General features: G+C 67.2%; 16 protein-coding genes. 10 read left to right on the top strand and 6 right to left on the bottom strand.

Annotated elements, in window-relative coordinates; genetic code table 11:
- Positions 1 to 391: 391 nt before the first annotated feature.
- From JOE48_RS17445 to JOE48_RS17455, 3 genes are read left to right on the top strand one after another with little or no spacing between them, the layout of a single operon-like run.
- On the top strand, positions 392 to 727 hold the full coding sequence (locus JOE48_RS17445) for a HigA family addiction module antitoxin (RefSeq protein ID WP_210031704.1): 336 nt from the start codon (positions 392 to 394) through the stop codon (positions 725 to 727).
- Positions 717 to 2,231 (top strand): ATPase domain-containing protein, encoded by a 1,515-nt coding sequence (locus JOE48_RS17450; protein ID WP_210031706.1) that lies wholly within the window; start codon positions 717 to 719, stop codon positions 2,229 to 2,231. Before JOE48_RS17445 ends, JOE48_RS17450 begins: the two co-directional genes overlap by 11 nt.
- Positions 2,228 to 3,934, top strand: coding sequence for an ATP-binding protein (locus JOE48_RS17455; protein WP_312893270.1), 1,707 nt, complete (start codon positions 2,228 to 2,230; stop codon positions 3,932 to 3,934). The genes JOE48_RS17450 and JOE48_RS17455 overlap by 4 nt, the downstream gene beginning before the upstream one ends.
- Before the next feature lie 231 nt (positions 3,935 to 4,165).
- On the opposite strand, the gene JOE48_RS17460 is transcribed toward JOE48_RS17455, so the two are convergent.
- On the bottom strand, positions 4,166 to 4,306 hold the full coding sequence (locus JOE48_RS17460; protein WP_210031708.1) for a hypothetical protein: 141 nt from the start codon (positions 4,304 to 4,306) through the stop codon (positions 4,166 to 4,168).
- Between the two features lie 900 nt (positions 4,307 to 5,206).
- Between JOE48_RS17460 and JOE48_RS17465 the strand changes: the two genes are divergently transcribed.
- Both JOE48_RS17465 and JOE48_RS17470 read left to right on the top strand, forming a co-directional pair.
- Entirely contained in the window at positions 5,207 to 6,253 is a 1,047-nt protein-coding gene (locus JOE48_RS17465) for a L,D-transpeptidase (protein WP_210031709.1), read from the top strand.
- 125 nt (positions 6,254 to 6,378) lie between these two features.
- Entirely contained in the window at positions 6,379 to 7,443 is a 1,065-nt protein-coding gene (locus tag JOE48_RS17470) for a lytic transglycosylase domain-containing protein (RefSeq protein ID WP_210031711.1), read from the top strand.
- Positions 7,444 to 7,566: 123 nt separating this feature from the next.
- Here JOE48_RS17470 and JOE48_RS17475 read toward each other — a convergent pair whose 3' ends face one another.
- Both JOE48_RS17475 and JOE48_RS17480 read right to left on the bottom strand, forming a co-directional pair.
- Positions 7,567 to 8,850: a PHB depolymerase family esterase gene (locus JOE48_RS17475; RefSeq protein ID WP_245252868.1), complete on the bottom strand. Its 1,284-nt coding sequence runs from the start codon at positions 8,848 to 8,850 to the stop codon at positions 7,567 to 7,569.
- 230 nt (positions 8,851 to 9,080) lie between these two features.
- Positions 9,081 to 10,784, bottom strand: a complete 1,704-nt coding sequence (locus tag JOE48_RS17480) for an AMP-binding protein (protein ID WP_210031713.1) — start codon at positions 10,782 to 10,784, stop codon at positions 9,081 to 9,083.
- A gap of 130 nt (positions 10,785 to 10,914) precedes the next feature.
- Here JOE48_RS17480 and JOE48_RS17485 point away from each other — a divergent pair, with 130 nt between their 5' ends.
- The 5 genes from JOE48_RS17485 to JOE48_RS17505 are packed head-to-tail and all read left to right on the top strand — an operon-like array spanning position 10,915 to position 17,084.
- Positions 10,915 to 12,090 (top strand): acyl-CoA dehydrogenase family protein, encoded by a 1,176-nt coding sequence (locus JOE48_RS17485; RefSeq protein WP_210031715.1) that lies wholly within the window; start codon positions 10,915 to 10,917, stop codon positions 12,088 to 12,090.
- An 8-nt stretch (positions 12,091 to 12,098) separates the two neighbouring features.
- Positions 12,099 to 13,706 carry a carboxyl transferase domain-containing protein gene (locus JOE48_RS17490; RefSeq protein ID WP_312893272.1) on the top strand — a complete coding sequence of 536 codons (1,608 nt, stop codon included), beginning with the start codon at positions 12,099 to 12,101 and terminating at the stop codon, positions 13,704 to 13,706.
- 11 nt (positions 13,707 to 13,717) lie between these two features.
- Positions 13,718 to 15,694 (top strand): biotin carboxylase N-terminal domain-containing protein, encoded by a 1,977-nt coding sequence (locus JOE48_RS17495; RefSeq protein WP_210031716.1) that lies wholly within the window; start codon positions 13,718 to 13,720, stop codon positions 15,692 to 15,694.
- Positions 15,691 to 16,188 (top strand): MaoC family dehydratase, encoded by a 498-nt coding sequence (locus JOE48_RS17500; RefSeq protein WP_149314282.1) that lies wholly within the window; start codon positions 15,691 to 15,693, stop codon positions 16,186 to 16,188. Before JOE48_RS17495 ends, JOE48_RS17500 begins: the two co-directional genes overlap by 4 nt.
- A gap of 5 nt (positions 16,189 to 16,193) precedes the next feature.
- Positions 16,194 to 17,084: a CoA ester lyase gene (locus JOE48_RS17505; protein WP_210035867.1), complete on the top strand. Its 891-nt coding sequence runs from the start codon at positions 16,194 to 16,196 to the stop codon at positions 17,082 to 17,084.
- 63 nt (positions 17,085 to 17,147) lie between these two features.
- Here JOE48_RS17505 and JOE48_RS17510 read toward each other — a convergent pair whose 3' ends face one another.
- Genes JOE48_RS17510 through JOE48_RS17520 form a run of 3 tightly spaced genes read right to left on the bottom strand, consistent with a single transcriptional unit; the run spans position 17,148 to position 20,613 of the window.
- The gene (locus tag JOE48_RS17510; RefSeq protein ID WP_210031717.1) at positions 17,148 to 18,362 is read right to left on the bottom strand and encodes a dihydrolipoamide acetyltransferase family protein; all 1,215 of its coding nucleotides are present in this window, start codon (positions 18,360 to 18,362) and stop codon (positions 17,148 to 17,150) included.
- Between the two features lies 1 nt (position 18,363).
- Positions 18,364 to 19,377: an alpha-ketoacid dehydrogenase subunit beta gene (locus tag JOE48_RS17515; protein WP_210031718.1), complete on the bottom strand. Its 1,014-nt coding sequence runs from the start codon at positions 19,375 to 19,377 to the stop codon at positions 18,364 to 18,366.
- A gap of 3 nt (positions 19,378 to 19,380) precedes the next feature.
- Positions 19,381 to 20,613: a 3-methyl-2-oxobutanoate dehydrogenase (2-methylpropanoyl-transferring) subunit alpha gene (locus tag JOE48_RS17520; protein WP_210031719.1), complete on the bottom strand. Its 1,233-nt coding sequence runs from the start codon at positions 20,611 to 20,613 to the stop codon at positions 19,381 to 19,383.
- Positions 20,614 to 20,840 lie beyond the last annotated feature (227 nt).

The following is a 20,840-nucleotide window of genomic DNA, read 5'->3' on the forward strand; positions in this document are numbered from 1 at the left end:
TTAGTCCTTTTGTAAATCCGCAAAATACACGCGCTAATCAACGTGTGGGTGGTACTGCAAATAAGGAACTACACTTGAGATTATCTGTAATTCCACGACGTCGAGTGGTGGTTACCGCACGATGAAGGTATTTTTTCCTGTCCTTAAGGTATGCCTTTGCGGAGGCAGGTGGCGGCTTTGGGTAGATAGCTGGCGCTCGCGCAAAGACGCTTGAACGTCGGCGGGCAAGTGGAAGCAGACAGTCGGTCAGTGCTGAGCTGTCCGCATGACAGCGGTTCCCGTGTTATTAAGGTCACAGCTTCATGCTCCCCAACACAATCAGTTGGATTGGTCTTCACCTCTGTCGGGCCTGACGCTACAGATGTAACCTGGGATCGAGGGGGCAGAGGGCATGCGCGCCCCGGTTGCAAAGCCAGTCCATCCGGGTACAGTTTTGCGCGACCGCGTGCTGCCGGGTCTCCGCCTATCGGTCATCCAAGCCGCCCGCGAGCTGCACATCTGCCGTCAGACCCTGCACCGGATCCTCGCCGGCCGCGCCGCGATCACGCCGGACATGGCCGCTCGCCTCGCACGCCTGTGCGGCGTGCCCGGCCGGTTCTGGCTCGACCTGCAGCAGGCACACGATCTCGCCCAGGCAGAGGCGAACCTCGCCGAGGTACTGCCGCGCATCCCCACGCATGCCTTGCCGCCCGCCGTCGCGAAGGAACTGACTAGCTATGGCCGCTGACGCCGAACCGAAGGTCGCGCCCTTGGACAAGGCGAGGCTCGGTATCGCCGGCCTCGACGACGTGCTCGGCGGCGGCTTCACGCGCAACCGCCTGTATCTGCTGGAGGGCAGTCCCGGTACCGGCAAGACCACCATCGCCCTGCAATTCCTGCTGGAGGGTGCCAGCTTGGGCGAGCGTGGCTTGTACATCAGCCTGTCGGAGACGACCGAGGAGCTGGACGAGACCGCCCGCTCGCATGGCTGGAGCTTGCCCGATGCGATCACGATCTACGAGCTGATCCCGCCCGAGAGCCTGCTCGATGCCGAGCAGCAGCAGAGCCTGCTGTACGCTTCCGATCTCGAACTCGGCGAGGCGACGAAGGCGATCTTCGAGCAGGTCGATGCGATCAGGCCCACTCGCGTCGTACTCGACAGCCTGTCCGAAATCCGCCTGCTCGCCGGGGGGTCTCTGCGCTACCGACGGCAGATCCTGGCGCTGAAGCACTACTTCGCGCGACAAAACACGACCATGCTGCTGCTCGACGATCTCACCGCGGATGCCCTCGACAAAACGGTGCACAGCGTCGCCCACGCGGTGGTCCGCCTCGAGGAGTTGGCGCCCGACTATGGCGCCGAGCGGCGGCGGGTGCGGGTGGTGAAGTACCGTGGTCAACGCTTCCGCGGTGGCTACCACGACTTCAACATCGCCACCGGCGGCGTGGAGGTGTTCCCACGCCTGATCGCTCTGGAGCACAAGACCAAGTTCGCCCGCGATACGTTGCCGAGCGGGATCCCCGAACTCGACGCCCTGCTCGGTGGCGGCATCGATACCGGGTCGAGCACCCTGATCCTCGGACCCGCCGGCACGGGTAAGTCGCTGCTCACGATCCAGTACGTCGTCGCTGCGGCTGCGCGCGGCGAGAAGGCGGCGTTGTTCGTGTTCGACGAGGAACTCGGGCTATTGCTGGAGCGCACGAAGGCGATGGGCTTCGACCTCGCCGGCCTGTGTAGCCAGGGCCTGCTGACGATCGCGCAGGTCGACGCGGCCGAGCTGTCGCCGGGCGAGTTCGCCCACCTGGTGCGTCGTCAGGTCGACGAGGCGCAGGCGAAGACCGTGGTGATAGACAGCCTCAACGGCTACCAGGCCGCCATGCCCGCCGAGGGCGCGCTAATCCTGCACGTCCACGAGCTGCTGCAGTATCTCAATCGCCAGGGTGCCACGACCTTCCTGACGGTCGCCCAGCACGGGCTAGTCGGCGACATGAAGAGCCCGGTCGATCTAACCTATCTCGCCGACACGGTCGTGCTGCTGCGCTACTTCGAGGCGCTCGGGACGGTTCGGCGGGCGATCTCGGTGGTGAAGAAGCGCACCGGCGCGCACGAGGACACGATCCGCGAATACTGCATCACCGGCACCGGCCTGCGGGTCGGTGAGCCGTTGCGCTCGTTCCAGGGCGTGCTGCGTGGCGTGCCGATGCTAGTCCAGGGCGCCGACGCGGAGCTGCCGGACAGCAACGGCCTGTGACACGCCCGAACAACCTGAACTCCGAGCGCGTGCTGATCCTCGCGCCGCACGGGCGCGACGCTGGACTGGCGCGGGCGCTGCTCAGGGAGGCCGATCTCCCCGCGGTGGTCGTGCCGGACCTGCCGGCACTGGTGCGGGGCCTCGATGAGGTCGCCGGGGCGGTGCTGATCACGGAGGAGGCGATGCGCACCGCCGATCTCACCGGGCTCAGCCGCTGGATCGGCGAGCAGCCGGCGTGGTCGGACATGCCGTTCATCCTGCTCACCCGCCAGGGCGGAGCAGACCGCAGCCCGAACGCGGCGCGGCTGACGCGCATCCTGGGCAACGTCAGCTTCCTGGAGCGGCCGTTCCACCCGACCACCCTGATCAGCGTCGTGATGGCGGCCCTGCGCAGCCGGCGACGGCAGTACGAGGCGCGACTGCGGCTGGAGGAGTTGCACGCCCGAGAGGCGCAACTGCGTGAGCTGAACGCCACTTTGGAGAGCCGGGTTGCCGAGGTCGTCGATGAGCGGGCCATCGCCGAGGAGGCGATGCGGCAGTCACAGAAGATGGAGGCGGTCGGCCAGCTCACCGGCGGCGTCGCGCACGACTTCAACAACCTGCTCACCATTATCCGCTCGTCGGTCGACTTCCTGCGCCGTCCGGATCTCACCGAGGACCGGCGCCGCCGGTACATGGACGCGGTCTCCGACACGGTCGATCGGGCCGCCAAGCTTACCGGCCAGCTGCTTGCCTTCGCCCGGAGGCAGGCGCTGAAGCCCGAGACGTTCGAGGCCGGAGATTGCCTGCGCGGCGTCGCCGACATGCTCGACACCGTCACAGGCGCTCGCATCCACGTCGCGGTGGACCTGCCCGACGCAGCCTGTTTCATTCATTGCGACCGCAGCCAGTTCGAGACTGCGCTGATCAACATGGCGGTCAACGCCCGTGATGCCATGGATGGGGAGGGCAGCCTCACGCTGCGGCTGGCGTGCGGGAAGAGAATGCCGGCGATCCGCGGCCATGCGGGCTCACGCAGCCACTTCGCAGCGGTGTCGCTCACCGATACCGGCACGGGTATTCCGCGGGAGCAGCTCGATCGGATCTTCGAGCCGTTTTTCACCACCAAGGAGGTCGGTAAGGGGACCGGCCTCGGTCTGTCCCAGGTCTTCGGGTTCGCCAAACAGTCCGGCGGCGACATCAATGTCACCAGCGAGCTAGGGGCCGGCGCCACCTTCACGCTGTACCTGCCAGAGGTCACAGCCCCGGCCGAACCTGCTGATGAGCCGCAAACCAACGAGGCCGACACGGACGGGGCCGGGCGGCGGATCCTGGTGGTCGAGGACAACGTCGAGATCGGCCGTTTTGCCACGCAGATCCTGCAGGATCTCGGCTACACGCCTGAATGGGCGGCCAACGCCGAGGCCGCGCTGGAGCTGCTTGGGGTGGACGGTGACGGCTTCGACGCGGTGTTCTCGGACGTAGTGATGCCGGGCATGGGCGGGATCGCGCTGGCCGAGGCGCTGCGCAGCCGGCTGCCGCACCTGTCGGTGGTCCTCACCTCCGGGTACAGCCATGTCCTGGCCGAGGAGGGCAGCCACGGCTTCGAACTGCTGCACAAGCCGTACTCGGCCGAGCAGCTCTTGCGCGTGCTGCGCCGGATCTGCAATCGACCCAGTTCGAGATCGCCGGCGGCTCGGGATCGACAAGCCCAACCACGCTGAGGTTGGGTGCGGGCATCCGCCGGACGTCTGCTCTTACTAGGAAGCAGTCTTCATACTGCAGCTTACCCACCGTCTGAGAAGGATCGGAAGGAGCCGCTCGCGGACTGTCTGTTCGAAGCCTTGCACCTCATGCATGAGCGTAATTGTCCGCTGGGGCGTGCCGTAGCGGACTCTTTGGACGAGAGTGAAAGGTCCGTCCGTTCAGGTCGATATCGCTCAACGGACAGGCATTCATACGGACGCCACCGCAGCGGACAGATATGCGGTCACCGTGACGATTGAGGTGACGTTCACCCGCTTGATCGAATGATCGCCCCTCTCCACGTCCTGGTGCAGGGGGATGCCCATGCGGTCGTCAAAGGGATCGAACATGCTACCGCCGATGGGGCCGGGCTACTGGCGGGCCTATTTCGAGGCGATCGCCACGGGAGAGCTCGTGTCGCAGCCACACACCGCCCGGCGACGGGCGGGTGAGGCGGCACGAACCTGTCCCTATCCCGACATCGCGTCGGCAGGTGTGGCACGCGTCAAAGCGGCCATCGTCCAGGCACAGCGTCCCTCGCGATAGCCATACGCGAGACGCCGGGATTGTCGGGCGTCGGCTATTCGATCGCTTTCCCGACAAGGCCCCGCGCGAAATGGAACGCGCTCGGAATGACCTCCCTTCTGTCGGGAAAGCGTGTCGGGTTTTCAGGTGTCGGGAAAACGCTCCCGCGAACGGCGACGTCTGCTCTGAGCCATCGCTTGCTAGAAAGCGGACCGGCAGCTTTCGGCCAGACTTCGCCCTGCCGGATCACCGATGGGTGCAAAACCGGTCGTTCGGCTCGGCGACCAACCCGGCCATTCAGCCATCCATATCCATGCCGCCGAAAGCGGACGATATCCGCCGATTGCGTTGAAAAATTCGAGACTGGGCCGAAGCAGTAATGCCGAGCGCTCCAGACGGAGAAAGTCCTGCTATCGGCTTGCCCGAAGCTCGCCGCAGTCGTGGGATTGTGCCAGCGACGAGAGATGAACATTCTCCAGAGCGCCGCCTCGCATGGCGCCTGAAATGCAGACTTGGAGTTTTTCAACCAAATCCGCCCCGATCAGCCATTTGCACAAGGATGGCCTACGAAGCATCGCGCAACGTTGCCGCTGGAGGCAATCCGCCGCGTTAGTCCCCGTCTCATAGCTCTCGATACCGCTTCGCCAGGTCGTGTCCGGAACCTTGGCTTCAAGGGCCGATTATGTTGATACGGCCGCGCTTGGTGTTTCCGCCGGAGACGAACGATGCAGGTTATCAAACTGCTGATTGCATCGTGCATCCTCACGACAGCTGGCGCGAACCTAGCTTCCGCCCAGTTCGTCGATCCATTCAAGGTTCTAGAAGAGGCAAAACGTGATCGCCTGGAGCTCGATAAACGGCTCGCACGTGAGGCCGCGGAGCGACGGCAGAAGGAGAAATCAGAGCCAGCTGCGAAGCTGAACGCGCAGCGGAAGCTCGATCAACACAGACCTACGGCGGCGAGCGCTACTCCTCCCGGCGCATCAGCAGAGCAAGCCGTCACTTCGCAAAATCCTGCCCCCAGCCCTGAACTGCGCAATCCGCCCGCTGCATCAGGCAGCACCTTCGACGCGAACGAGACAAGGCCCCCGGCGGCGCCCGGGATCCTACCGGTTGTCGCTTCCTCTCCGGAACCGCCGGAAAGCACCACCCACAGAACACCCATCCCGAGCTCGACCACAACTCCCCCGACCACGGCTGACGCACCGGAAGTGCCACTCTCGGCAGCCATCGCCCCCGAGCCTGCGAGCCCCCTCCCTCCCGCCTCCGAACACCCGCCCGGAACGCTGCCGGCCGGCGAGGACACCAAGCCCGCTGTTGCGGCTCCTGCACGGGTACTGATCACGGTGGACAAGGCCGCTCAGCGCATGCGGGTGACGGTTGATGGGAAGCCCCGTTACTCCTGGGCGGTCTCAACGGCACGAGCGCCCTATAGGACACCGGCAGGCACGTTCCGCCCTTTGTGGCTGGCAAAGCTGCACTACTCCAAGGAGTGGGATGACGCCCCGATGCCTTATTCGATCTTCTTCACGGCGGCCGGGCACGCCATCCACAGCAGCCGCGCGACACGCCAGCTCGGGCGACCGGCGTCGCACGGGTGCGTCCGGCTCGCGCCGTCGCATGCTGCCGCGCTGTTCACGCTCGTGCGATCAGAGGGGCCGGGCACGACCAAGGTCGTGGTCACCAACGGTGGGGTGGCAGGCCGTGCAGCACGGGGCCGCACGGCCGACGCGCGTGCTCATCATACGCCGCGTTCTCCTTCCGACATTTAGCCGATTGGATCTGGCGGTCGCTGTATCGGATTGGGCGGCTCTGGGCATCCCCTCGCGGCTGTCGAGCACGTCAACGCGCAACGGATCACAATTCCAGCGGGACGCGTTACAGCCGCGTCCTGATCATGCCAAAGCTGCTCCTCACACCGGCAGTCGCGCTCAGCATCGTCGTTCTCGCGACGCCCACCTGCGCCGCGCTCCCTGAGAGCTCGACCGAGACCGTGGAGCAGGCGCTCTGCCGCCTTATCGAGGACTCCGCCAAGGCCCGCGGCTTGCCGGTCCCGTTTCTCACGCGGCTGATCTGGCGCGAGAGCAGCTTCCGCGTCGGCGTCGTGAGCCCCGCTGGCGCGCAAGGGGTTGCGCAATTCATGCCCGGGACCGCGCTGGAGCGCGGCCTGCTCGACCCGTTCGACCCCGAACAGGCGATCCCGCACGCGGCACATCTCCTCGCGGACCTCAAACGCCATTTCGGCAATCTTGGGCTCGCCGCTGCGGCCTACAATGGTGGCGCACAGCGCGTGACGAACTGGCTGGCGGGCAGCGGCGACTTGCCAGCCGAGACCCGCGCCTACGTGCTCTGGATCACCGCAAGCCCGGCCGAGGAGTGGCGTGGCGGCACGAGCGATGAGGCTGCCCCGTCAGAGGCCAAGCGGGCCGGAGAGCAGGACGAGGCCAGCAGGCCCGCCAGAGCATCGCAGAAGGCTGCTCCCCCGGGGCTGGCTGTCGCGAAGGTGAAAGATGCAGAGCGCAAGGCCGACGCTGCGCAGACGCCGAGAGCCCCGCGAGAGGAAACCCTGCACACCTGCTTGCAAGTGACGGCGGCCCTGCAAATCCCGTCCCGGGCCGGCCAGTTCGCCGAGCGTCCACCGTCGGGAGACAACCGGTATGCCCGGGGCCACGGTACTGGCCCTGTCGAGAAGCCGGTCCCGCCGCCTTGGGGGCCCTGGGGCATTCAGCTGGCCGCCAACTTCTCCAAGGCCCTCGCGCTGCGAAGCTTCTCGCAGGCGCAGGCAACCTACGCCAAGGTCATCGGGCAGATGCGTCCGATGGTCATCGGGACGCGGCTGCGCAGCCGTGGGACGCAAGCGTTCTACCGGATCCGCATACCGGCTCAGAACCGGGAGCAGGCTGACGCGCTATGCGCGAAGATCCACACCGTGGGTGGCGCCTGCATCGTTCTGAAAACCTGAGTTTCGGTAACAGTTGACCGGGGAATTCCTGATCCGGTCTCTCGTGTCTGCAGAATCTTCTGGCGCAGTGATGGTGAACACGCGAAGGCGAACGTCCCAAGGCTGGTTGTCCGCTGCAGGCGTTCAGTTCGAGCCAGGCGCCGTCACCTCGGCGATGATACCCTCGAGTGCCCGGATCTGTGGCGCCTGTTTCGTGAGATAGCGCCCCTTGTTCGAGGATGTGTCGAGATACCCCCACCAGTCCCAGCAGCCGTTCGGGTTCGGCTCGATCCAGGCGGCGTCGGCCACGCCGTCGACAGCTGGCAAACGGCAGACGGCTCCGGGTACCGCCTCACTCGGCGCGATTGCCGGATAGACGACGATGGTTCTGTAGCGCTCCGCCCATTCGTTGTAGCCGGCCAGCTGCGCGAACTGCCGGGCGTCCTGCTTGCAGCCATGGAGCGCGATGTGGACGCGGCAGGCGCTGCTCGCCGTACGACATGAGGGCGGCACGTAGATGTACCCTGTCGAGGCCATATCGAGGTTGCTGCGTCGCGCGCTCTGGTCCGGCCACCAAAACCAGAAAGCGTTGAAGTAGTCATCCGCAAGGGGAGGATGGCTGGATTTTACCTGCTCGATGACGTGCTGCTGATCGAAGGCCCACACCTCGGATGCTGGGACTTGCGGCGCCCGCTGGTCCGGATCGTATGGCGCCTGCGCATCGAACAACGCGTGGAACATCTTACCGGGGTTGTCCTCCGCGCCGCATCGCCGGATGAAGCTTGCCTCCGTACCGTCGTCGGCGCATGCATCCGTGCCCCCGGGTGAGATGATGCCATGTCCGGCCCGGTCACTTCCGTCGGCGGCGTTGCCGCGATCGAGTTCCGGTTCCGAGCCGATAAAGGCCGTCAGAAAGACGGCATCCGCTCCACCCGACGCTGCTGTGACGGTTTCATCGGCAGGGCTCTGGAACACCCACGACCGGCGCAGGGATTGCGGCTTTCCGGAGGGGAGATCGTCGATCGCTCCTCTGGCGGCCAAGCGATGGGCCGTGTCGATCGTCGGGGTGAGCGCGTCGCGGCCACACATGCAGGCATTAACCGCCCGCGACAGACTTCCACCAGCGCAGGCCCATTGCGGCCCAGCGACAGCCCCCACAGCCGTGACCGTGCTGGAGTGGGCCACCGCATATTGGACTGCCATCGCGGCGCCGGACGAGAGGCCGGAGATGCTGATCTGCTGCGGGTCGCCACCGCGCCGCAGGCCACGGCCATCGTCGGCCATTGTGACGGTTGCCAACGAACACAGAACGGCAGTGAGGTCGACGAGATAACAGCTGCGGCGTGCGACAAACCTCATGGCTTCGCTCCGATTGTCCGCCAGCGTCTTTCCGAGCTGTCTCACGCCGCGATGACCGCGCAGCGTCAAGTTAGCTCATGCTCAACCTCGTGGCACCCCGCGTCCTGACCTTTCTGGTCTCTGTCGTGCGGGTCGGACGCACCGTCGCCAGCCTCTACTCGCGCCGACTGACGATCGTGTCGACGGCAGTGAAAGTCAGAACCGTGTCCTTCGTCGGCATCACGCCGCAATCGCGTTCAGGGTAGTGCCGAAGATCTTGTGGTGGATGGCTGATGATCCCCAACGTGCCTCCGATGGGGTCAGATATCGCCCATGCGATGATCAGCCATCGTCTTATCAGACATTCTGCCGATCATCGCTTCGCGCATCAGGTACTTCTGCACTTTGCCTGTGACCGTCATCGGGAATGAGTCCACAAACTCGATGTAGCGCGGGATTTTCTGGTGGGCGATCTGGCCCGCGCAGAAGTCTCTCAGATCGTCGGCCGTCGCGCAGGCGCCGGGCCGAAGTCGGATCCAAGCGCAGACCTCCTCGCCATATCGGGGATCCGGCACGCCGAAAACCTGAACATCCTGGACCGCAGGATGACGGTAGAGGAACTCCTCGACCTCGCGTGGATAGACGTTCTCGCCGCCGCGGATCACCATGTCCTTGATCCGCCCGACAATGCGGCAGAACCCTTCCCCATCCAGGATGGCAAGGTCGCCCGTGTGCAGCCAGCCTGCTTCATCCCGCACGGCGGCCGTTTGCTCGGCCTCCTCCCAGTAGCCGCGCATGACGCTGTAGCCCCGGGTGCAGAGTTCGCCCGTCACGCCGCGCGGGACGACGCGCCCGGACACGTCGACGATCTTCACCTCGAGATGCGGGTGCACGCGTCCGACCGTTGAGACGCGCCGCTCGAAGGGATCGTCGACAGCGCTCTGAAAACTGACCGGGCTCGTCTCCGTCATACCGTAGCAGATCGTCATCTCGGAAAGGTTCATCCGCTCGATGGCACGCTGCATCAGCGGCACCGGGCACGGAGCACCGGCCATGATGCCGGTCCGCAGGCTCGAGAGGTCAAACCTGTCGAAATCCGGGTGATCGAGTTCCGCGAGGAACATGGTCGGCACCCCGTAGAGGGCCGTGCAGCGCGCCTCGGCGACGGAGCGCAGCGTCGCGAGAGGGTCGAAGCCCTCGCCCGGGTAAACCATGGCCGCACCGGATGTGAGAGCCGCGAGGTTGCCCATGACCAACCCGAAGCAGTGATAGAGCGGCACCGGGATGCAGATCCGGTCGTCAGGGCCAAGGCACATCGTCCGCCCGACGAAGTAGCCGTTATTGAGGATGTTGTGGTGCGACAGCACCACGCCCTTCGGCGCGCCGGTGGTGCCGCTCGTGAACTGGATATTCGCCGGATCGTCGCATTGCAGGCTCTCGCCCAGAGCGGCGATCGCTCCGTGCCCGGTGCTCCCGAGATCCGCCACGTCCTCGAGCGCGAGCGTGCCGGGTGTCGGCTCACGTCCGATCCGGAGCACGAGCCGGAGCGCGGGCAGGCGTGCGGCATGCAGAGCGCCCGGAGTCGCGGAGGCGAGCTCCGGAGCCAGGGCATTCACCATGCCCAGGAATTCGCTGCTCTTGAACCGCGTCGCGGTGACCAGCGCCGCGCATCCGACCTTGTTCAGGACGAACTCAAGCTCCGTCAGCCGATAGGCCGGATTGACCGTGACGAGGATCAGCCCCGCCTTGGCGGCGGCGAACTGGGTGAGCGCCCAGGCGGTATTGTTGAGCGACCAGATCCCGATGCGATCGCCCACCTTCAGCCCGAGGGCGAGAAAGCCGGCGGCCAGACTCGTGGCGCGGTCGTCGAGCTCGGCCCAACTCAGCCGCTGGCCGTCCGCGATCAGGGCGACGCGATCGGGCCACAACGCGGCGGCGCGCGTGAGCATCTGCCCGATCGTACGGCCGATCAGGGGCGTCGTGTCGGCTCCGTGCACGTAACTGAGCACATCGTCTGCGGTCATGGCCGTCGCCCCCAGCATCTCGCGAACGCGCCGTTTCCGGTGCGTCGGCGCACGATTCTGCTTAAGGATGGTAGCCCCTTCGGCGAGACTTGGGCTTATAATTCCGACCCGCCCCGTGGGGAGGAAACCGATGATCCGGGACGCCGCACGCGACTTCAATTTTGGTCTCGGTGAAGTCGCCGACGCTGTTCGCGAGAGCGTGGGCACCTTCGCTCAAAGCAAGATCGCGCCGCGCGCGGTCGAGATCGACCGCAGCAATGCCTTCCCGCGCGACCTCTGGCCCGAGATGGGCGCCATGGGGCTGCACGGGATAACAGTGGAGGAGGCGTTCGGCGGGCTCGGGCTCGGATATCTGGAGCATTGCGTCGCCATGGAGGAGGTGTCGCGGGCCTCCGGCTCCGTCGGTCTCTCCTACGGTGCGCACGCGAATCTCTGCATCAACCAGATTCGACGCAACGGGACAGAGGCGCAGAAGCGCCGCTATCTCCCGGCCCTGATCGCGGGAACGCGGGTTGGTGCGCTCGCCATGTCCGAGGCAGAGGCGGGATCGGACGTGGTGAGCATGCGCCTGCGCGCCGAGAAGCGTGGCGACCGCTATCGACTCAACGGCTCCAAAATGTGGATCACGAACGGGCCCGTCGCGGACACGTTTGTGGTCTATGCCAAGACTGATCCCAAGGCCGGCGCGCACGGCATCACCGCTTTCCTGGTGGAGCGGGACTTCCGCGGCTTCTCGACCGGGCCGAAGCTCGACAAACTCGGCATGCGCGGCTCCGACACCTCGGCGCTGATCTTCGAGGATTGTGAAGTACCGGAGGAAAACGTGCTCGGGGCGGTCGGTGGCGGCGTCGGCGTGCTGATGTCGGGCCTCGACTACGAGCGCGTCGTGCTCGCGGCCGGTCCGCTCGGCATCCTGCGGGCCTGCCTCGACGTGGTGACGCCCTATGTCCGCCAGAGGCGGCAGTTCGACCAGCCGATCGGCGCGTTCCAGCTGGTCCAGGGCAAGCTCGCCGACATCTACGTGCAGGCCAACGCCGCGCGCGCCTACGTGTACGCCGTGGCACGGGCCTGCGATCGGGGCGAGACCACGCGCGAGGATGCGGCAGGGGCGATCCTGTTCGCGGCCGAACGGGCGACCCAGTGCGCCCTCGATGCCATCCAGCTCCTCGGCGGCAACGGCTACACCAACGATTACGCGGCCGGCCGACTGCTGCGTGACGCCAAGCTCTATGAAATCGGGGCGGGCACCAGCGAGATTCGCCGCATGCTGATCGGGCGCGAGCTGTTCGCCCGAGCCCCGGGCTGAGGTGAAGCGTGACGATCCTGGGCACCAGCGCCGACCTGACCTCCGAGGCTGCCGCCGAGAACCGGGCAGCCTGGGCCGATCTGCGCAGCACCCTCAAGGAACGCCGCGCGATGGTCGCCGCGGGCGGCTCCGAGAAAGCCCGCACCCGGCACCGCGCGCGCGGCAAGCTGCTGCCGCGCGACCGCGTGGTGCAGCTGCTCGATCCGGGCTCGCCGTTCCTCGAGATCGGGACGTTGGCCGCCTATGGACTCTATGACGGCGAGATCCACGGGGCCGGCCTCATCGCCGGCATCGGCCGGGTCTCCGGCCGCGAGGTCATGATCGTCTGCAACGACGCGACGATCAAGGGTGGCACCTACTATCCTCTGACGGTCAAAAAGCATCTGCGCGCCCAGGAGATCGCGGGCGAGAACCGTCTACCCTGCCTCTATCTGGTCGATTCGGGCGGCGCCAACCTGCCGCAGCAGGCGGAAGTCTTTCCCGACCGTGATCATTTCGGCCGCATCTTCTACAACCAAGCCCGGCTCTCGGCGGCCGGTATTCCGCAGATCAGCTGCGTGATGGGCTCGTGTACGGCCGGGGGCGCCTACGTGCCGGCCATGTCGGATGAGAGCGTGATCGTGCGCGGCCAGGGCACGATTTTCCTCGGAGGCCCGCCCCTCGTAAGGGCCGCGACCGGCGAGATCGTGTCGGCCGAGGAACTCGGCGGCGCGGAGGTCCATACCCGGCTGTCCGGCGTCGCCGACCACGAGGCCGCCGACGACGCGCATGCGCTCGCAATCCTGCGCCGCATCGTCGGCACCCTGAACACCCGCAAGCAGCCGGACCTGGATATCCGGCCGCCCGTCGAACCCAGCCTCGATCCGGGCGACCTCGACGCGATCGTGCCGGTCGATCTGCGCAAACAATACGATGCCCGAGAGCTGATCGCCCGGATCGTCGACGGGTCGGAATTCGATGAGTTCAAGCGGCTCTACGGCACGACCCTCGTCACCGGCTTCGCGCGGCTCTGGGGCATACCGGTGGGAATCCTGGCCAATAACGGCATCCTCTACTCTGAGAGCGCGCTGAAGGGCGCGCATTTCATCGAGCTGTGCTGCCAGCGGCGCATTCCCCTGCTGTTCCTTCAGAACATCGTCGGCTTCATGGTTGGGCGCGACGCCGAGGCCGGCGGGATCGCGCGCAACGGCGCCAAGCTCGTCACGGCGGTCGCCTCCGCTGCCGTCCCCAAGCTGACGCTTCTCGTTGGCGGGTCCTATGGCGCCGGCAATTACGGCATGTGCGGGCGCGCCTACGCGCCCCGGTTCCTGTTCTCGTGGCCGAACGCGCGCATCTCCGTGATGGGCGCCGAGCAGGCGGCGAGCGTGCTCGCCACCGTCCGGCGCGACAACATCGAGGCCGCGGGCGAAACCTGGAGCGCCCGCGACGAGGAGACGTTCAAACAGCCGATCCGCGCCGCCTTCGAGGCGGAAGGCTCGCCCTACTATGCCACGGCCCGGCTCTGGGATGACGGCATCATCCTGCCCGAGGAGACCCGGCGGGTGCTCGGGCTGGCTCTGTCCGCCTGCCTCAACGCACCGGTCGACGAGACGCGCTTCGGCCTGTTCCGGATGTGAGGCGCCCACCGATGACCCGACCCCTCACCTCCGTCCTCGTCGCCAATCGTGGCGAGATCGCGTGCCGGGTCCTGCGCACGGCGCGGCGCCTCGGGTTGCGGACGGTCGCGGTCTACTCGGAGGCCGACCGCGCGTCGCTGCACGTGGCCCTGGCCGACGAAGCCTACCCGATCGGGCCGGCGCCGGCCGTGGATTCCTACCTGCGGATCGATCGGATCGTGGAGGCCGCTTCGCGGGCCGGGGTCGATTGCCTCCATCCGGGATATGGCTTCCTGTCCGAGCATCCGGGCCTTGCGGAAGCCTGCGGGCAGGCCGGCATCGTCTTCGTCGGGCCGTCCGCCGCCGCGATCCGGGCCATGGGCCTGAAACATCGCGCCAAGGCGCTTGTTGCGGCAGCCGGCGTGCCCGTCGTTCCCGGCTATCATGGCGAGGATCAAGGGAGCGACACCCTCCGCGCCGAGGCCGAGACTGTCGGCTACCCCTTGCTCATCAAGGCGGTCGCCGGCGGGGGCGGGAAGGGGATCCGGCGCGTCGATGAGCCGACGGCCTTCACCGAGGCCCTCGAGAGTGCGCGACGCGAGGCCGCGAGCGCCTTCGGCGAAGCGCAGGTCCTGCTCGAGCGGTACGTGCCGAACCCGCGCCATATCGAGGTTCAGGTCTTCTGCGACGCGCAGGGCGGCGCGGTCCACCTGTTCGAGCGCGACTGTTCCCTGCAGCGCCGCCATCAGAAGGTCATCGAGGAGGCGCCCGCGCCGGGCATGACGGCGGCGGTGCGCGCGGCGATGGGACAGGCCGCCCTCGATGCCGCCCGGGCGGTCAATTATGTCGGCGCCGGAACGGTCGAATTCCTCGCCGCTGGAGACCAAGCCCTCACGCCCGAGAGCTTCTGGTTCATGGAGATGAACACCCGTCTCCAAGTGGAGCATCCGGTCACCGAGGCGATTACTGGCCTCGACCTCGTCGCGTGGCAGTTCAAGGTCGCCGCCGGCGAGCCGCTTCCCGCAAGCCAGGACGAACTGCGGATCGAAGGGCACGCGATCGAGGCGCGGCTCTACGCCGAGGATCCGGCGGCGGGCTTTCTGCCCTCGACCGGCCGACTCCACGCGCTGCGCCTGCCCGAGGCCGTGCGCGTCGATACGGGCCTGCGTGCCGGCGACGTCGTCGGCCCTCACTACGACCCGCTGATCGCCAAGCTGATCGCCCACGGCCCAACGCGCGCCGAGGCCATCGCACGCCTGCGTCGGGCGCTCGACGCGACCTGCGTTGCCGGACCGCGGACGAACCTTGCCTTCCTGCGGCGCCTGACCGCGTCCGAGGCCGTCCAGGCCGGCCGGTACGACACCGCCTTGATCGAGCGCCAGCGGGACAGGCTCGCGGAGTTCCCGTCGGACATCGACCCGGCCTGCATCGGCCTCGGGGTGCTGGCGCTGCTGGGCTTCGAGCCGCAGCCAATGGAGGGCAGGACGGCTTCACCCTGGGATTGCGCCGACGGCTTTCAGCTCGGCGCGCCGCGCCGGCAGCCCTGGCCGCTCCGGATCGACGGTCGGCGCGACGAGGTCACCCTGGTCTGGCCGGATCCCGGCGCGCGCGGCCCGCCGGAGGTCCGCTACCGGGGGAAAGCCTGTCCGACCCGCGCGGCTGAAGACCGGATGATCGAGGTCGTGCCCACCGGGTGCGGGATTCTCGTCCTGCACGGGGGGCGCCAGATCAGCCTTCAGGCGCCCGATCCGGCGCAGGCCGCCTCGGCGCAGGCGGTGCAGGCGGGTGACGTCACCGCACCGATGCACGGCCGGATCGTTGCCGTCCATGTGGCGCCCGGTGACCGTGTCACGCGCGGCCAGCGCCTCGGCACCATCGAGGCGATGAAGATGGAGCACACGCTCACCGCACCGGCAGACGGTACGGTCCGCGCGGTGACGGCCGAGCCCGGCCTGCAGGTGGCGGAGGGCGCCAGCCTGTTCACCCTGACGCAGGCGGAATCCGAATGACTCCCTCCTCCCACGCGCCCCACCCGCGGGGCGGCCTCTATTTCGAGGATTTCGAGGTCGGCGCGGTCCTGTCCCATCGGCTCACCCGCACGGTGACGCAGACGGACAACATCCTGTTCTCGAGCATGACGCTCAACCCGCAGCCCCTCCACATCGACGCGCATTTCTGCGCGACCGAGACGGAGTGGGGTCGGCCGCTGATGAACTCGCTGTTCACGCTCGGGCTGATGATCGGCATCGCGGTCAACGACCTGACGCTGGGCACCACGATCGGCAATCTCGGCATGACCGAGGTGCGCTTCCCGGCCCCGCTCTTCGAGGGCGACACCATCCGCGTGACCACCGAGGTGGCGGCGAAGCGCGTCTCGCGCTCCCGCGCCGATGCGGGGATCGTCGATCTCATCCACCGGGCCTACCGGCAGGATGACGTTCTGGTTGCCGAGTGCCGCAGGCAGGCGTTCATGCGGCGTCGGCCCGCAACGAGCGGAGCGTGACGCCGATGCGCGCGCTGCTGTTCGTTCCGGGCGACGCCCCGCGGAAGCTCGAGACGGCGCTGAACGCCGGTGCCGACGCCCTCATCGTCGACCTGGAGGATTCGGTCGCCGCGAGTGGGAAGGCGGCGGCGCGCCGGCAGGCCGCCGCGTTCCTGAAGGAGGTCGGGAGCGCCGCCGGGGGGCCGGTTGTTTTCGTGCGCGTGAACGCGCTCGGGACGGGCTGGGCCGAGGACGACCTCGCGGCGGTGATGCCGGCGCGACCTTACGGCATCGTCCTGCCCAAAGCCGTCATGAGCGCGGACATCCGCGCGCTCGATGCACATCTCCACCGGCTCGAGGCCGCCAGCGGCATCGCTGCCGGCGCGACGCGGATCCTGCCCATCGCCACCGAGACGGCCCGCGCCGTCCTCGCGCTGACGACCCTGTCCGAGGGGCATCCGCGTCTCTGCGGGATCACCTGGGGGGCGGAGGATCTCTCCGCCGATCTGGGGGCCGAGACCAACCGCGACGGGACCGGCGCCTGGACCGGTCCGTATCGCCTGGCGCGCGATCTCACCCTGCTCGCGGCGGCCGCAGCCGAGACAGACGCGATCGACACGGTTCATCTCGCCTATCGGGACCTCGCGGCGCTCGAACGGGAATGCCGCGCGGCGCGCCGGGACGGGTTCGTCGGGAAGTTGGCGATCCACCCGGCCCAGATTCCCATCATCAACGCGGCCTTCTCGCCCTCCAAGGCGGCCCTGGCCGAAGCGCAGGCCGTGGTCACGGCCTTCGCGGGTTCGCCGGGGACGGGGGTGATCGGGCAGGGTGGGGCCATGCTCGACCGCCCCCACCTGCGCCGCGCCGAGCGGCTGCTGGAGCGCTTCGACCGGGGCGTCCCTCCGGGCAAGGCGTGAGGCCGGGACCGCGTGCGGGCGGGATGGCCTCAGGGCAAGCATCCGGCACGAGGCGGTGCCGAGCTACGCATCCACGAAGATCAGAGCCGGCGTTTCCAAGAGCGTCTTGATCCGCTGGACGAACACAGCCGCATCCCAGCCGTCGATGACGCGATGGTCGAAGCTCGACGACAGATTCATCATCTTGCGCGGGATGAACGCCGCCCCGTTCCAGACCGGCCGCATCGCGATCCTGTTGACGCCGATGATGGCGACCTCCGGATGGTTGATGATCGGGGTCGAGGCGATGCCGCCCAAGGCACCGAGCGAGGTGATGGTGATCGTCGAGCCGCTCAATTCCTGCCGCGTGGCGGAGCCCGTTCGGGCCGCCTCCGAGAGGCGGTTCAGTTCGGCGGCGCAGTCCCAGAGGTCCCGCGCCTCCACGTGCCGGACGACGGGAACGACGAGACCCGCGGGGGTCTGGGTCGCGACGCCGATTTGCACGCTGCCGTGCTGGTGGAGGATGCCGGCTTCATCGTCGTAGAGCGCGTTCAGGTGCGGATGGTCGGCGATGGCTCTCACCAGAGCCTGCATCAGGACCGGGAGCAGCGTCAGCTTCGGTCGCTCCGCGCGCCGGTTCGCGTTGAGCGCGGACCTGAGATCCTCGAGCGCCGTGACGTCGACCTCCTCGACATAGGTGATGTGGGGAATGCGCGAGGCCGCGAGGGTCATCTTCTCCGCGATCTTGCGGCGGACACCCGTGACTTTGATCTGCTCGACCGTTGTGTTCGGACTGGGGCTTGGCGTCCCCGTCCCTCGCGCGCCACCGGTCAGATAGGCGTCGAGGTCCTCGTGCGTCACGCGGCCTGAAGGCCCCGAGCCGGGCACACGACCCAGATCGATTCCGGCCTTGCATGCGCGATGCCTGACCGCCGGCGACGCGCTCGCCTTCCCACCCTCCCTATGCCCGGCGGCAGGATCACGGCCGGGCGCAGGGGAGGGCTGATCCGCGTTCGTCACGGGGAGGCCGTCGGGGACTTGATCGGCATCGCCCGCATCCTCGACCGCCAGACGGATCAGCGGCGCGCCGACAGCGACGACGTCGCCGGCCTCGGCCCCGAGCCACACGACGCGCCCCGTCACCGGCGAGGGGATCTCCGTGGTCGCCTTGTCGGTGGTGACGGCGGCCAGCACGGCGTCCTCATGGACGAACTCGCCCATTTTCACGAACCACTCGGCCAGTTCGGCTTCGGCGATCCCCTCGCCGATATCGGGCATGGTGATCAGGTGCTCGCCCATGTCAGGCCTCCACCGTCTCGACCAGCGCACGCGCCACACGTCCCGGCCCGGGGAAGTAGTCCCATTCCTGCGCGTGCGGATAAGGCGTGTCCCATCCGGCAACCCGGGCGACCGGTGCCTCGAGATGGTAGAAGCAGGTCTCCTGGATGAGGGCAGCCAGTTCTGCGCCGAACCCCGACGTCAGCGTCGCCTCGTGGATGACCACGCAGCGACCGGTCTTGGCGACGGAGGCAACCATCGTGTCGAGATCGTATGGAACCAGGGTACGCAGATCGATGATCTCGGCGTCGATGCCGGTCTCCGCGACGGCCGCCTGTGCGACATGCACCATCGTCCCGTAGGCCAGCACCGTGACGTCTGATCCCGCACGAACAATGGACGCCTTTCCGAGCGGGAGAGCGAAGTGGCCGGCCGGAACGTCGCTGGCCGCGTGCTTCGACCACGGCGTGACGGGGCGCTCGTGATGCCCGTCGAAGGGGCCGTTGTAGAGCCGCTTCGGCTCGAGGAAGATCACGGGATCCGGATCCTCGATCGCTGCGATGAGCAGCCCCTTGGCATCGTAGGGGTTTGAGGGGACGACGGTCTTGAGCCCCGAGACGTGGGTGAAGAGCGCCTCCGGGCTCTGGCTGTGGGTCTGTCCGCCGAAGATGCCGCCGCCCGTCGGCATGCGGATCACCAAGGGGCAGGTAAACTCGCCGTTCGAGCGATACCGCAGCCGCGCGGCCTCCGACACGATCTGGTCGTAGGCCGGGTACACGTAATCGGCGAATTGGATCTCGACGCAGGGCCGCAGGCCGTAGGCGGCCATGCCGACGGCCGTTCCCACGATCCCGGATTCGCTGACGGGTGCGTCGAAGCAGCGTGACGTTCCGTATTTCTGCTGTAGCCCGTAGGTGCAGCGGAAGACGCCGCCGAAATAGCCGACATCCTCGCCGAAGACGACGACGCTCTCGTCGCGCGCCATCATCACGTCCATCGCGTCACGGATGGCTTCGACCATCGACATGCGCGGCATGGCCTACACTCCGGCCCGCTGGCGCTGACGGAGCAGGTGCGGCGGCATCTCGGCGTAGACGCCCTCGAACATCTCCCGCGCCGACGGCCTCGAGCCGGAATGGAGCGTCCCGAAACTCTCCGCCTCCTTCTGCGCCGCGATCACCGACTCGAGGATCTCGGCCTCCGCCTGCCTGTGCCGCTCCTCGGACCACGCGCCGCGCCGAATCAGGTGGTTCTTCAACCGAATGACCGGATCGCCGAGGGGCCAGGCGTCGGATTCGGTCTTCGGACGGTAGGCCGAGGGGTCATCCGACGTCGAGTGCGCTCCCACGCGGTAGGTCACATACTCGATGAGCGTCGGCCCGAGATTGCTCCGGGCCCGCGCGATGGCCCATTCGGCGACCGCGTAGACGGCCAGGTAATCGTTGCCGTCGACCCGGAGCGCCGGGATGCCGAACCCCAGGCCGCGCGCCGCGAAGGTTCCGGCCCCGCCCCGGGCAATGCCCTGGAAGGTCGAGATCGCCCATTGGTTGTTGACGATGTTGAGCACGACGGGGGCCTTATAGGTCGACGCAAAGACGAGTGCGGCGTGAAAGTCTGACTCGGCCGTCGAGCCGTCCCCAATCCAGGCCGCCGCGATCTTCGTGTCCCGCCTGATCGCGGAGGCCATCGCCCACCCGACCGCCTGCACATATTGCGTGGCAAGATTCCCCGATACCGTAAAGAACCCATGCTCTTTTGACGAATACAGAACCGGCAGCTGGCGGCCCTTCAGCGGATCTCTTGCATTCGAGTAGATCTGACACGCCATGGTCACCAGCGGATAACCGCTCGCAATCAGGAGTCCGGCCTGCCGGTACGTCGGGAAGTTCATGTCTCCCGGCGCGAGGGCCTTCTGAAAGGCGCAGCTTACGGCCTCCTCGCCAAGGTGCTGCATGTAGAAGGACGTCTTGCCCTGCCTCTGGCTGAGCAGCATTCGCGCATCGAAGGTGCGCAGGGTCATCATATCCCGCAGGCCGTCCCGGAGTTCATCGTCGCTGAGCAAGTCGGCCCACGGCCCCACCGCCTCACCCTCCCGATTCAGGACGCGGATGATCGAGAAGGCCAGTTCCCGGATCGCTTCCGAACCGGTATCGACGTCGGGACGCGGCACCGCCCCGGCCTTGGGGATCTTGACGCTGGAGAAATCCGGAACCCCGCCCGGCCGGACCGCTGGCTCTGGAACGTGGAGCGCTAAAGGCGCGACTTTGGCCATTGCTTGCTCGCTCTCGCGAAACACCACGTGCAGCCCGGTCTATTCTTGCACGAAGCCAGGGTCGATCAATCCACGAAATTCCGGTGCTCCATCGAAAGATGGCTGCCCGGTATCTCTCTCAGAACACGTCCCCGGGCGGCTTGCGATGTGTGGGCGGGTGGCGCGTTGACGGGTGAAGGAGCTGCCGATGCCCAACCGAAGTCCGGTGAAAGGTCACCTTGAGCCCG

The organism is Methylobacterium sp. PvR107, assembly GCF_017833295.1.
GTDB lineage: Bacteria > Pseudomonadota > Alphaproteobacteria > Rhizobiales > Beijerinckiaceae > Methylobacterium.